We start from the raw sequence: 13,324 nt of genomic DNA on the forward strand, positions 1-13,324 counted from the left end.
TGATAAAAGCGTATAGATAATTGAAGGAGGAAAGAATATGAACACTATACATATCTATCTCACATCATTTCATACTCGGCTCGTGTGTACTGCTGCCCTGAACGGTACGTCCTCATGACACAAGCATCCTTTTCCCATGTCCTGCAGATTTTCCCATGTCCAGATATACAGATAACTGCAGCTTATTACAAAAAAATAGGATTCCGATCTGTTCCTTATCTTAATAGTATGGAGCCGCATATATGCCTCTACCGTGATACTATCGAACTGATTTTGACGCAATCAGCAATTCATAAGATCTTCCCAAATCGTATACAGTATGGCTACGGATATGATGCGTATTTCATTACAGACAAACAGGCAGCAATGCAGCAGGAATTTTTAGACAAAGGGATCACTATCGTCCGCCCATTAATGATTACTGACTACGGTAATAAGGAGTTTGTTTTTGAAGATATTGATAGCCGATGGATAGCTGTCGGAAATAAGATCTCATAAGAAAAGACCGTGTTCCATTCAGGAAACGGTCTTTCTTTACATACATCTATATAAATTACGCACGGTTCTTAATGCCGCCGCTTACTTCTTCGGGCTTTATCGTTTTAATTTTCTTTATGAAATAATAATGCTTAATCAGACCAAGTACAATTAATACGATTTTCACAAGCCATATATCAATATAAAATACCGAAAACAGAATGAACGCATCCGCTATTATGTTGATTCGGATTTTTTCTTTCAGAGTCATGCCTTTCTTTTCTTTGATAGCCAGTACATATTTAGTATAGAAAGTGGTGCTTTTAAACCAATCGTCAATTCGTTTGGAGCTTTTTGCATAACAAAATGTAGCTATCATCAAGAACGGGCCGCCTGGCAATACCGGCAAAACGATTCCTGCTATCCCGAAGCCTAAGAAGATGGTTCCAAGCAGGAAGAATAGGACGTTCTTCAGTTTTTTTATGATCATCACCTAACTTTATAAATACCTTTGATTACCTCGCATTATATCAAAAAAACAAGATTGAAAGTAAGCAGTTATATCGCTATTGCTAACACCCTTACGACAACTGTAAGAAATCTGTCAATATAATGGAAAAGTATAGAAAAAAGCTCTCATCATTATGAGAGCTTTCCATTTGCTTATTCTTCTACTTTTCTAATTTCCATGCCCTTCCGCTTTAATAGGCTTTTGAGTCCCGCGCGGAATGTGGAATACGACTCGAATCCTTGAAACCCAGAATTAGATAGGACAAGCTTCTGAACCAATTTAGCTGAAAACCCGACGAATATCGTTTCGACTCCCATCAGCTTCAGCGCCTCTGTCAGATTCTTTATATTAGCACTCAACTCCCTGTAGCCTATTGTGTCTATATCCAAGTAGTTGATGCCAGTAAGATCAATGATGACTGTATCTGCATCAACATCGACGACGCTGCCTACGATTTTATCTTGTATATGAGTAAAACGCTCTACAGAAAATGTACCTGTCAGCGGAACGAGCATTGTATTCGGTACGATGGATGGAATCATCGGTGCGGATAATTCCTTGATCATTGCTTCATATTCTGCCAGTTTCTTCTTCAGCTGTTCATTTTCCTGCTGCAATTCTTCTTTACTAGCTATGTCCCTCATCACCTTACTGTGAATTTTTCCTCTCTATCTATAGCAGTATTATACACGCTCTTCCTGAGATGTAGTATATACTTTCCCCCTTCGCACATTCTGTAATCTTCTTGTAACTTACATATTTATGCATGTTTATCTACAAATTTCGACGGAAATGGTAAAATATAACGAAAGACGACTATAAAGGGGACGCATATGGATAGGAGTTTGCTCGTATTAGATCAAGATTTGACAGCGGCTTTAGAGGATTGGTATATGCATATCCGGCTTGGGAAAAGGCAAGAAGCCTCTGATATGTATCATGAATTGTCAAACCGGGCAGAGGAACTGAAACAGGAGGATAGGCTTTACATAGTCTTTTTACTGCTCTCCTGCAGGTTTCATGTGCTTGTATCGAATTTGAAAAAAAGTAAATATTATCACGAGGAAGCAGGCAAGTATAAGCATGCTTTTATTCCAGCATTACATTATTATTATCATCTTGCTGAGGGTATGCGCTTAGGTGAGGAAAAGGAATATATGTGTGCACTGGCTTCCTTTGAACTGGCAGAGGAATATCTCCCCTCTATTGATGATGAAGTAGAGCAAGGTGACTTCCACTTCCGCAAAGCGATGACGTATTACTACTTGGACATTTCATCTCTTTCTGTCTTCCATACAGAATATGCAGTGAACGTATTTGAAAAACACCCCGCTTACCGCTACCTGCTTGCTCGCAGTCTTTTAATGCGAGGACTGAACTTTATCGATCAAAAAGAATTCACGCAAGCAGAGAACGCTTTAAATGATGCCCTTTCTCATACAGATTTCAAAAATGAAGGTGCTTTGGCTGCATTAATTCAACATAATATCGGTAACTTATATGCTGCACAGCAAATGCCATTAGCAGCTATCCCATATTTAATGGCTGCCCGGAAGTATCGGACATATCCCGCTTATTTGAAGACCTTATTCCTCCTGGCAGATTCTTATTGGAAAACTGGACAGCAGGACAAGGCAATGGATGCATACCAGGAAGGATTCCAGCTTAGCATCGAGGAGAAAGATGACATATTCAAGTGGGAATTTGCTATGCTGCACAAGAAGTTTGTCGATCATGCAAATTTCGAAACAGTGTGGACAGAGGGAATTGACTTCTTTTTAGAGCAAGGCGATAAGTTCAATGTGCGAACTTATGCCAGTGAACTGGCAGCGTACTTTACGGAAACCGGACAAGACGATATGGCTATCTATTATTACAAATTAGCTTTGCAATCCTAGTCCACGGAAATTACAACAAGAAACGGCAGAAGTATCATTATAAGGAGGAGCATATGTCTCATAATTTAGTCTTACTAAAGCCGATTTCCGAGGAAGATGCCCAGGCATTGCTGCCGATCTGGTCAGACGCAGCAGTAACAAAATGGACACGTTATCCTGTTTTACAATCTTTATCAGAAGTGAAGAACCGTATCAAGCAGCTGGAACAGACGAAGCATACTAGCCGGTACACAATTCGTCAGCACGATGATCAGGCCGTCATTGGCACTTGTGGATTCAAACGTTTGAACTTCCTGCATGAAACTGGGGAGATTGAATTCGAGCTCGGCAGTACCTTTTGGCGCCAGGGCTTCATGACCGCAGCTCTCCAGCAACTTTTGCACATCGGCTTTGACAGATTGCAGCTGAATCGGCTTGAGGTCAAGGTCAATGCTGATAATATTCCTTCTCAGCGCTTGGCCAGACGTGCAGGCTTTTGCCAGGAAGGCATCATTCGTCAAGGAAGGAAATGGGATGGGCAGTTTCAGGATGTTCTTCTCTTCAGTCTGCTTCAATCTGAATTTCGTTCCTCCACCGCAGTTGAACCAATCGGACAGCTCGAGCTGCTGCGCTTGCTGAACCTGACAAAGAGTTCTTCGACATATATGAATGAAATTGTTAGTGAAGTGAATGATCATGTCGTACGCCTTGCCGTCATTGAAGGGGACTATCATTGGCATAAGCATGATGATTGTGATGAAGCGTTCTTTGTACTCGAGGGCGAGTTATACATAGACCTCGATAAAAAGACAGTCAGCTTACAGCCAGGTGACCTATTCACAATCCCTGCTGGTGTTATGCATCGGACCCGTTCCAACCAGCGGACCGTGAATATCTGCTTCGAAAAAGCTGTAAATGAAATAACCGGAAGCAAAAAGGAGACATCTTTATAGATGCCTCCTTTTTGCTTAATTATCAATAAGTGCGCTAAGTTCTGCTTGGAATACTTTTACTTCATCTTGATTATATGTGCTTAACTGTACCGTCACAATGCCATTGCCGCGACGTTTTGGGACAGTCTCGATCACTTCAACGACAACCCGAAGCTCATCATCTGGATAAACCGGCTTTATGAATTGAATATTGTTCATTCCGGTCCCCGCGACTACATGCTCTCCGTAAACACCAGTCTCAACCCACAGCTTGAAGGATGTACTCATTGTCTGCATTCCTGACGCAATCAGATTACCAAAGCGCCCTTGCTTGGCCTTTTCTTCGTCTATATGCATATATTGGGGATCGTACACTTTTGCAAATTCAATAATGTCTTCTTTAGAAAGCTTTATGCTTTTCGTTTCATACCGCTGTCCTGCTTCAAATTCACTGAATTTCATTTCTGGCACCTCTGTTTCTGTCTGCTTTACTGCTTATAATTTCACTTATATCGTCTCTGCTCGAAGTAGCGACATGTATATGAATTCATGTCGGTATTATATAGAAAAATATCAGAGAAGTACACCGTGTTAATATCAGATTCACCATGCAAATCGTACAAAGCAAAAATTTTATGTTTAGTTTGTGGTCAAACAGGGTATTTTATATGAGTTAAATAAGAGCGGTGTATAACAAGGATCATCCTTATGTTGGATGATAACTATGGCTGTGTATTCACTGAATAGATGGAAATATGTGTAGAGGAAAGGAGGAATTTACTCCCCTTTACTTGCTGATTTATTATGGTTAATACAATTCAACTTACTGAATCCAAAACCTTTCAAATACGCTTTGAAAGCTTTTTTGATTACATTTTTTAAATCAAATTTCAGTATGGTTAAGGAGCTTTTGCACACAATATGTTACATGTAAGCAGAACGATGGATTAAACCTTAAATCAAGAAGTATGGGTGATAACAGTTAGATACATTTTCCTCATATGACAGCTTAGCTGGTTCTTTTCCGTTGCCCTTAGCGAAACGCAGGATTTTGAAGCCAGTTTAACTGAATTTGTTGTCCTTGTATAACCGTATACCATGGAGTTGACAAAAAAATGAAATTTAACAAGAAGAAAATCAACGTTGTAGATATTCAAACAGCGAAGAAAAGCGTATTTGCTACCGGAGTAGGAAATGCGATGGAATGGTTTGATTTTGGGTTATATTCCTATTTGGCTGTTATTATCAGTCAAAACTTTTTTAGTGCTGTACAAAATGATGAGTTAAAATTAGTGTTTACCTTTGCGACATTTGCAATTGCTTTCTTAATGCGCCCTTTAGGCGGTATTATATTCGGTAAAATCGGTGACAGATCCGGAAGAAAAGTCGTTTTAACAACCACAATTATTTTAATGGCCTTTTCTACATTACTCATCGGGTTATTGCCTACTTATGATCAAATTGGAATCTGGGCACCGATATTGCTATTAGTCGCCAGAATCATCCAAGGTTTCTCGACTGGTGGTGAATACGCTGGTGCAATGGTCTATATTGCCGAGTCTTCTCCCGATAATAAGCGTAATATACTGGGAAGCGGATTGGAAATTGGTACACTGACTGGTTATATATTGGCTTCACTCGTTGCCAGCATACTCTTTATCGCTTTATCAGATGAACAGATGGCCTCATGGGGATGGCGAATCCCGTTCTTGCTCGGATTACCGCTAGGACTTATCGGTTTGTACCTGAGAAAGAGCTTAGAGGAATCACCGATTTATGAAAACGAACTTTCGAATACTGAAGGACAGGAACAAGAAGAAGAAAGCTTCCTGTCTATACTGAAAAACCACAAAAAAGATATTATTGTTTGTTTCGTAGCTGTTGCATTCTTCAATGTGACAAACTATATGCTGTTATCTTACATGCCTTCTTATTTAGATGAAATCATTGGCTTATCCAGTACTGTAGGTACCGTATTGATCACACTTGTCATGATCATCATGGTGCCACTGACATTACTGTTCGGCCGACTCAGTGATAAAATCGGAAACAAAACGGTATTCTTAATTGGTTTAGGCGGATTAACACTTCTTTCTGCGTTTGCTTTTTATTTAGTGAACTTGAATGGGCTGGTGTATGTCTCGATAGGTATTCTCATTCTGGGTGTGCTGCTTGCAACGTATGAAGGGTCTATCCCCGGATCATTGCCAACGCTTTTTTACACAGATATACGATATCGGACATTATCTGTAACGTTTAATGTCTCGGTTTCTATTTTCGGTGGTACGACACCATTAGTTTCCACCTGGCTCGTTCACCAAACAGGGAATAATTTAGCGCCAGCCTGGTATTTAACGATCGTGAGTATCATTGGATTCCTAGTGATTCTATTCTTGTTCAAGAGTACTTCAGGGAAATCCTTAAAAGGATCTTACCCAACAGTTGCTACGAAGTCTGAGTTTAAAGAAGCTGTTGAGAATCCAGAGGATGCACTATGGTGGAAAGCTGAACAAGAAGATAATAAGCCTGTGTGATGCTCGTAAGTTACCATAAAATAAGCTCAACCTCTCTTATGAGGTTGAGCTTATTTTATTTTCACTAACGCCCAATGTATTTAAATGATTGAATATGTGTCTGTGATAACTCGATAACGTCCATGGTGAATTGTTCCTCGGGAGTTTGGAAATCCTCTGCAATCAAGTCACGGACTAACCCATAAAATCCAAAAGCCGTGTAAATCTTAAAGTAATCCATATTCACTTGCATATCATTGATCGTTTTGAATTCGAACTGCTTTTCATATATATTCTTAATCGCATTGGGAAAGCGGGTATGCATGCCTGGCAGAGTGTCTTCATATTTGATTAGCTCAAAAAAGTTTTTGTGTTCATAAATGTATGCAATAAGCGAGAAGGATGGGACATCTATCTCTTTTGTAGATGTTCTTCTTCCTGGTGTGTACATAATACCCGCAGAGTCCTCAAGCCCCGTGAACATTTTATCAAGCAAATCCTCAGCCAACTCGATTTTATCTTGGTAATGGAAGTAGAATGTACTGCGGTTATATGCTGCTTCTTCGACAATATCCTTCACTGTGACAGCATGATATCCCTTTTTCTTAATCAGCTTGATTAACGCCTCACGAAAATGCGTTTTTGTCCGATTACGCCGTTTGGATGTCGAATCTTGTTCCAGTTCCATAAAAAAAATCCCCCCTTAGTCCGACAGTATTGGAATATCTGTCTAATACATAAACATCTGCTTTTCAGCTACTGATTGAGAAATGTGTCCAAAGTATTACAATTAAATTGTAACCGATTTAATTTCATTATACTGGGGGAAATAAGAATGGGGAAATTACAAAACAAAGTTGCACTAATTACAGGGGGAGCATCAGGGATTGGCGCTGCTACAGCTCGGCTTTTCGCAGCAGAAGGCGCTAAGCTCGTATTAGTCGACTTGAACGAAGAAAAGGGAAAAATGGTGGAAGAAGAGCTGAAAGCGAATGGTACAGAAGCAATCTTCATCAAAACAAATATCACAAGCGAAAACGAAGTAGCTGATCTGTTCAAACAAGCAGTTACTGCCTTCGGTAAAGTCGATGTTGTGTTCAACAATGCCGGAATCGGCCGTGTGCATCCTTCGCATGAATTGGACTATGCTGAATGGCGTAACACAGTAAACGTGGACTTGGATGGTGTATTTTTAGTTGCCCGCGAAGCACTTCGCGTCATGCTTTTGAATGGCAGCGGCAATATCGTAAACACTGCTTCCATGTATGGCTGGGTCGGCTCACCTGGATCCGCAGCATATAATGCAGCAAAAGGCGGCGTCGTGAATCTTACACGTTCTCTTGCACTTGAGTATGCGGACAAAAACATCCGTGTAAACGCACTATGCCCGGGATTCATCGACACACCAATCATCCCAGAAGATGATAAAGCAGCACTTTCCACGATGACACCAATGAAACGTCTTGGTAAAGCGGAAGAAATGGCGAAAGCTGTTTTATTCCTAGCTTCCGACGACTCTTCTTACATGACTGGTAACAGCTTGATTGTTGATGGCGGTTATACAGCTCAATAATATTTAAAGCCCCACTTCCTGATCGTGAGTGGGGCTTTTCTTTTGCTTTAACTACTTCTCAACTCCATACGATATCAAGCTTATCCGCATAAAAAGCAATTGCCTTCCGATATTCCAAGATGTCACAATCCGAGGTGGTTTCCGCCAGCAATTGAAGGAGAATCTGCATTGCTTCACCATGATCTTTCTGATTATATTTCACCATGGCGAAGAAAACTGGAAAAGCATTATTTTTCGGGAAGAGCTTCATTGCTTCCTTCAAGATTTGCTCAGCTTTTTTATAATGTCCGAGTGTTCGGTATGTACTTCCTAACCCTAAATAAGCTCCTTCTTCATTCTCACTTGATAATCCAATTTTAATTGCTCTTTCATAATATGGTACAGCATTAGCTTCCTCTCCAAGCACATCAAAGCTCCACGCACATTGGTACTGTATTTCCGCATCATCCGGATAAGCGGAAGCCAACTCAATCAACCTTTCATTGGCTTCTGTCAGCTTGCCTGCTTCTCTTAGACTAATCGCCTCAGTTAGCTCATTCATAGACCAAATCGCTCCTTAACTTCCCTCACATAGGTTCTGCTGACTGGCACTTTAGAGCCATCCTCCATCACAAGATTATAAGTGGAATTGAACCATGGCTCTAGCGCTGTTACATGTTCGAGCTGAACGATGTAACTGCGATGGACACGCATAAAACTTGAAGCTGTCAGCTTCTTTTCCACAGATGCCAGCGGCTCATTCAAATGGAAGAGTTTCTGAAGTGTCTTAATCTGGGTTTTGCCGCCTTGCGTAGTGATATATAGGATAGATTGAATGTCCAGCAGGGAAATCCGTTCATCTTCCATGACTGGCAGCTTTTTAATTGGCGTTTTAGGCTCTGGAACAGCCGGGATCATACGCTGCAGCTTGTGAATGCATTGATTGATCCGCTGTTCGTCGAACGGCTTGAGCAAGTAATCCGCTGCGTGCAGCTCAAATGCTTGTAAAGCATAGTCATCATACGCTGTAGCAAAGACGAAGGATGGTGATTTTGGCAGCTCTTGCAGTTTCTCCGCCAGCTGCAGACCAGTTCCCTCAGCAAGTTCTATATCCAAAAAAACAACATCTGGCGCTGTGTTACGAATGGCTTCATAGCTTTTGGTTAACGTAGATCCTTCCCCGACAACTTCGACTTCCCCACTGTTTTCCAAAAGAAAGACAAGCTCCTGCCGGGCGAGCGGTTCATCCTCGACGATAAAGGCTGTCATCATATGGTATCTCCCCTTTCTGATTACTTGGAAGCTGGATACGAATCGAGGTGCCTGCCTCCTGCTTACTCGTAATAAGCATAGTTGCTTCGTGATTATAAATACCTTCCAGTCGTTCACGTATATTAATCAGTGCTGTTCCTGTTCCTGTTACCGAATCGACAGTCTGCTGACCTGCTTGATTCAGCTTATCCTGTTCGATTCCACGTCCATTATCCTTCACGGTAATGCTGACATAACCCTCTTTTCTTTTGATACTGATCAGGATTATTCCGTTTGCTTCTGTGTCACGAAACCCATGCTTCACACTATTCTCCACCAATGGCTGCAGCAGGAATGGCGGGACAAGTATCTGCTCCAAGCCCGGCTCTATCTCAAGCTGCAACATGAATTTTTCTGGAAATCTAGCTTGCTCAAGCGTTATATAAGCTCTAATATGTTCGATTTCTTTCTCAAGCGGAATCAGTATATGCCTTGCACCCTGCAGGTTGCTCCGAAAAAAGCGGCTCAGCTCCTGCAGCAGGCGGCGCGCCTGATTCGGATCCGTTCTGCAAAGAATGGATATCGTATTAATGCTGTTAAATAGAAAGTGTGGATGTACTTGTGCTTGCAATGCTTTGATCTCTGCGTCCTTCAGAAGCTTACTCTGCTGCTCTGCTTCAGCGAGCTCCAGCTGTGTGGAAAATAGATTAGCTAACCCTTCTGCCAGCTCCTGCTCCACCCGCGTCAAATCATTGGGATTCCTAAAATACAGCTTTAACGTGCCGACTGTTTCCTCTCCGACTCGAAGCGGCAGAACGACCGCCGCACGCAGCGGGCAGTTCGGATGGGAGCATAAAATCTCTTCCTGTGATTTAGCTGTCAGTACACGGCCTTCCCGAAGCGAACGCTTTGTCAGCTCGGTAGCAAAACCATGGATTGGCAAGTGATGATCAGACCCCACGCCAACATGAGTCAGCACGCCATGTTTATCTGTTATGGCAATCGCATCGGCCTCAGTCCATTCCAGCATGATTTCAGCAACTTTATTACACGAGTCTGTGTTCAGCCCTTTCCGAAAATAAGGGAGCGTCCTGTCTGCAATAGCAAATGCTGCATTCGTCTGCAATGCTCGCGTACGCTCCTGCTCCCGCAGAATGATCTGGATGATCAGCATGAACAGCAGCATGCCGATTCCATTGATCACAATCATTGGCAAACCGATGATTTGTACAAGCTGCCAAGCGGGTTCCATGTTGGATGCTAATAACAAAATCAGCGCCATCTGGATGATTTCCATTGAAACACCGATCAGGATAGCATATCCTGCTGTCAGCTGTTTTTTCTGTTTTCGCCGTCGTCCGAAATAGCCCGCTGCTAAACCAGCTAACACAGTCGAGATTGCACAAGCCTCGGCTGTGAATCCGCCTAGAAATAATCGGTGCAAACCAGCTATTAATCCCACACCCAGCCCAACAAAAGGTCCTCCCAGCAAGCCGCCGATCGTCACCCCAAGAATCCGTGTATTTGCAATGGCACTATCCGCCTCAATGTCCAATAACCACGTGTTGGCCATACGGCTATCACCATGTATTTCCACGCCTGTGTAGTTACTCAACACACCAAAGAAGCCGAAAATAAGCAATAAAAGCAGCTTCTCCTTCATTGATTGATTATGAAGAATAAGCCGTCGAAACGCTTTCAATTGGGAGAACAGGAAAACCGTTATCAAGATGATACCTACCCGCTCAATCATTAATGGAACCAAACTCAGCATGCTGTCTCCCCCCGCAATATGTCTTAGTTCCATTTTATCGGAAAGGCTTCCAGTTTAATAGATAACGCATCAAAATGATCCTGCTTTTCTGTTATAATAGTACGAGTTTAATACCGTTTAGGAGGCTTTTACATATGTTGAAAAAGAACGCCCTTTATATACTCTTCCTTGGTATACTCTGTATCCTCGCGGGAATTGCTGTGATGATTTGGGCTAGTGATAAATTTTATTTAGGAATTGCTTTTGTTGTGCTTGGATTAGTGTATGGACTGGCTGGATTATTGCTGTACCGCAGATTGAGAAAAATAGCAGCGAAAAAGGCTGAGTCTAAAGAGTAATCGAAACAAAATAGCCTTTCGTGTGAACACTTTCTTGTAATTTCTATCGATTATAAATGGAGGAAAAGGCGAGGAAACTATCCATCAAAATAAAGCTGGAAATCTCCCCGTACGTTTCAGCAGGAATAGCTGTAGCGGCTAGTTACTTCACCATCAAGAAAATTCGCAGCTACTTAACCGCCTTGCTTTCACTAAGCTTGGCGGTTTTCATTTATCTTTAGTAAGGGAATAGTCCTACATGAAAATTTGGAGGACAGGTGATCAGATGGAGATGGAGAAGAAGTACTGGAAAGAAAGTGTTATCTACGAATTATATACCCGTAGCTTCAAAGACAGCAACGGAGACGGAATCGGTGATTTTGGCGGTATATTAGAAAAGATTGACTACTTGGAATATCTCGGAGTGGATACTGTTTGGCTTCCGCCAATCTATGTATCTGCCGATGTCGACCACGGCTATGATGTAAAGGATTTCAGAGCTATTCAGCCGGAGTACGGGACAATCGAACAATTCGATGTCTTACTGGCAGAGTTTCATCGTCGCGGCATTAAACTTGTGCTCGATATTGTCCCGAATCATACCTCCATTGAGCACGAGTGGTTCCAGCAAGCGAGATCTTCCAAGGATAATCCTTATCATGATTATTATATTTGGGAACAAGGAAATACTGATGGTTCCCCGCCTTCGAATTGGCGCTCCCATCTTGGACAACCTGTATGGACGTGGAACGAGCAGACAGAAGAATATTATTTGCATCTGTACAGTGATAAACAGCCTGATCTAAATTGGGATAACCCGCAAGTCCGCCAAGAAATATATGATATTATGCGTTTCTGGCTGGAAAAAGGAATAGACGGCTTCCGTATTGATGCAGTGAATGTCATCTCGAAGGATCGGCGTTACCCAGATTCTGACCAAGGGACCTTGCAGGCTAATGGTGAAGAATACTTTAAGAACGGTCCGCACATCCACGACTATCTGCATGAAATGAACAAAGAGCTGAAAAAGGATTTTGAATTCTTCACAGCAGGTGAAACTTCTGCCGTACATGATCACGATGTTCTTCGGTATACAAAGCCGGAGCGGGAAGAGTTGGACATGGTATTATCTGCTGAAGCATCTGAGCTCGCTGATCAGGATGAAGATAAATACAAGAGTAAGGACTGGACAGTACATGATTTCCGAGAGGTACTACGCAAATGGCAGAAGGATGTCGGTGACGGCGGAGGCTGGTTCGGCTTATATCTCAGCCATCATGATGCACCGCGAATGGTTTCTACCTTTGCAGATGATGGAGAATATCGGATTCCATCCGCAAAGCTATTAGCTACAATGCTGCATACTTTGCGCGGCACACCGTTCATTTTCCAGGGAGAAGAACTTGGAATGACCAACTATAACCATTTCGATTCTATTGATGAAATAGATGACCAGGAAGCACTCAGCTATTATGATTTGAAAGTGAACGAGCAAGGTGAGTCAGAAACGAAAATTATGGATCGGATACAGGAGAAGACACGTGACCATGCCAGAACCCCAATGCAGTGGGATACCTCTGATCATGCAGGGTTCACAATCGGCACACCTTGGCTTCCGGTCAATCCAAATCATAAAGAAATTAATGTGGAATCAGGTGTTGAGAATCCTGATTCCGTTCTGCAGTTTTATCGAAAACTAATTCGGCTGCGTAAAGAAAATTCCATAATGGTGTATGGGGAATTTGAGATTATCCTTAACGACCACGACCAAATCTTTGGGTATATACGCAGGCTCGATGATGAGGAATGGGTTATCCTGCTGAACATGACGGATGAAGAAGCACACTACGATATCCCCAGTGCATGTGTGGATGATTGGGATAACAAGCATTGTGTCATTAGTAATTATCCACATGTGGATAATCAAGATACATTAAGACCGTATGAAGCAATTGTGTATAAGTATGTAAAATAGTTGAGATATTATAAGAGGAGTGTCTGATAGACTCTCCTCTTAAGATATGAAAAAAATACTACTAATGTGTCAATTTCTTGACTTATCTAATTCAAAAGTTCATCATAAAGTTGTAGGATAATTTACCTAAACATAAATTCACTGG

Annotated in this window: 14 protein-coding genes and 1 pseudogene; 8 read left to right on the forward strand and 7 right to left on the reverse strand. The window is 41.9% G+C overall.

What is annotated here, in order from left to right:
* Positions 1-114: 114 nt before the first annotated feature.
* Entirely contained in the window at positions 115-498 is a 384-nt protein-coding gene (locus ABXS78_RS16795) for a glyoxalase (protein WP_366248182.1), read from the forward strand.
* A gap of 55 nt (positions 499-553) precedes the next feature.
* On the opposite strand, the gene ABXS78_RS16800 is transcribed toward ABXS78_RS16795, so the two are convergent.
* Positions 554-967: a YbaN family protein gene (locus tag ABXS78_RS16800; RefSeq protein WP_366248183.1), complete on the reverse strand. Its 414-nt coding sequence runs from the start codon at positions 965-967 to the stop codon at positions 554-556.
* A gap of 173 nt (positions 968-1,140) precedes the next feature.
* Positions 1,141-1,632, reverse strand: coding sequence for an STAS domain-containing protein (locus tag ABXS78_RS16805; protein WP_366249969.1), 492 nt, complete (start codon positions 1,630-1,632; stop codon positions 1,141-1,143).
* A gap of 189 nt (positions 1,633-1,821) precedes the next feature.
* Between ABXS78_RS16805 and ABXS78_RS16810 the strand changes: the two genes are divergently transcribed.
* The 3 genes and pseudogenes from ABXS78_RS16810 (at position 1,822) to ABXS78_RS16820 (ending at position 3,818) form a co-directional block, all read left to right on the forward strand.
* Positions 1,822-2,886, forward strand: a complete 1,065-nt coding sequence (locus ABXS78_RS16810; protein ID WP_366248184.1) for a hypothetical protein — start codon at positions 1,822-1,824, stop codon at positions 2,884-2,886.
* A gap of 53 nt (positions 2,887-2,939) precedes the next feature.
* Positions 2,940-3,404 (forward strand): annotated as a pseudogene (locus tag ABXS78_RS16815) (GNAT family N-acetyltransferase); the annotation flags it as partial.
* A 126-nt stretch (positions 3,405-3,530) separates the two neighbouring features.
* Positions 3,531-3,818, forward strand: coding sequence for a cupin domain-containing protein (locus ABXS78_RS16820; protein WP_366249970.1), 288 nt, complete (start codon positions 3,531-3,533; stop codon positions 3,816-3,818).
* Positions 3,819-3,833: 15 nt separating this feature from the next.
* On the opposite strand, the gene ABXS78_RS16825 is transcribed toward ABXS78_RS16820, so the two are convergent.
* A complete protein-coding gene (locus ABXS78_RS16825; RefSeq protein ID WP_366248185.1) occupies positions 3,834-4,259 on the reverse strand; it encodes a MaoC family dehydratase in 426 nt (141 codons plus the stop codon).
* A 653-nt stretch (positions 4,260-4,912) separates the two neighbouring features.
* Here ABXS78_RS16825 and ABXS78_RS16830 point away from each other — a divergent pair.
* On the forward strand, positions 4,913-6,331 hold the full coding sequence (locus ABXS78_RS16830; protein ID WP_366248186.1) for an MFS transporter: 1,419 nt from the start codon (positions 4,913-4,915) through the stop codon (positions 6,329-6,331).
* A gap of 64 nt (positions 6,332-6,395) precedes the next feature.
* On the opposite strand, the gene ABXS78_RS16835 is transcribed toward ABXS78_RS16830, so the two are convergent.
* Positions 6,396-6,998, reverse strand: a complete 603-nt coding sequence (locus tag ABXS78_RS16835; protein ID WP_366248188.1) for a TetR/AcrR family transcriptional regulator — start codon at positions 6,996-6,998, stop codon at positions 6,396-6,398.
* Positions 6,999-7,145: 147 nt separating this feature from the next.
* Between ABXS78_RS16835 and ABXS78_RS16840 the strand changes: the two genes are divergently transcribed.
* A complete protein-coding gene (locus tag ABXS78_RS16840; protein WP_366248189.1) occupies positions 7,146-7,883 on the forward strand; it encodes an SDR family NAD(P)-dependent oxidoreductase in 738 nt (245 codons plus the stop codon).
* A 58-nt stretch (positions 7,884-7,941) separates the two neighbouring features.
* Here ABXS78_RS16840 and ABXS78_RS16845 read toward each other — a convergent pair whose 3' ends face one another.
* Genes ABXS78_RS16845 through ABXS78_RS16855 form a run of 3 tightly spaced genes read right to left on the reverse strand, consistent with a single transcriptional unit; the run spans position 7,942 to position 10,887 of the window.
* The gene (locus ABXS78_RS16845) at positions 7,942-8,424 is read right to left on the reverse strand and encodes a tetratricopeptide repeat protein (protein WP_366248190.1); all 483 of its coding nucleotides are present in this window, start codon (positions 8,422-8,424) and stop codon (positions 7,942-7,944) included.
* Entirely contained in the window at positions 8,421-9,134 is a 714-nt protein-coding gene (locus tag ABXS78_RS16850) for a LytTR family transcriptional regulator DNA-binding domain-containing protein (RefSeq protein WP_095221748.1), read from the reverse strand. Before ABXS78_RS16850 ends, ABXS78_RS16845 begins: the two co-directional genes overlap by 4 nt.
* Positions 9,106-10,887: a sensor histidine kinase gene (locus ABXS78_RS16855; protein ID WP_366248191.1), complete on the reverse strand. Its 1,782-nt coding sequence runs from the start codon at positions 10,885-10,887 to the stop codon at positions 9,106-9,108. The genes ABXS78_RS16850 and ABXS78_RS16855 overlap by 29 nt, the downstream gene beginning before the upstream one ends.
* A gap of 134 nt (positions 10,888-11,021) precedes the next feature.
* Between ABXS78_RS16855 and ABXS78_RS16860 the strand changes: the two genes are divergently transcribed.
* Positions 11,022-11,225 carry a hypothetical protein gene (locus ABXS78_RS16860; RefSeq protein ID WP_366248192.1) on the forward strand — a complete coding sequence of 68 codons (204 nt, stop codon included), beginning with the start codon at positions 11,022-11,024 and terminating at the stop codon, positions 11,223-11,225.
* Positions 11,226-11,463: 238 nt separating this feature from the next.
* Positions 11,464-13,179, forward strand: a complete 1,716-nt coding sequence (locus ABXS78_RS16865) for an alpha-glucosidase (protein ID WP_366248193.1) — start codon at positions 11,464-11,466, stop codon at positions 13,177-13,179.
* Positions 13,180-13,324: the final 145 nt, after the last annotated feature.

This window comes from Terribacillus aidingensis (genome assembly GCF_040703035.1).
Classification (GTDB): domain Bacteria; phylum Bacillota; class Bacilli; order Bacillales; family Amphibacillaceae; genus Terribacillus.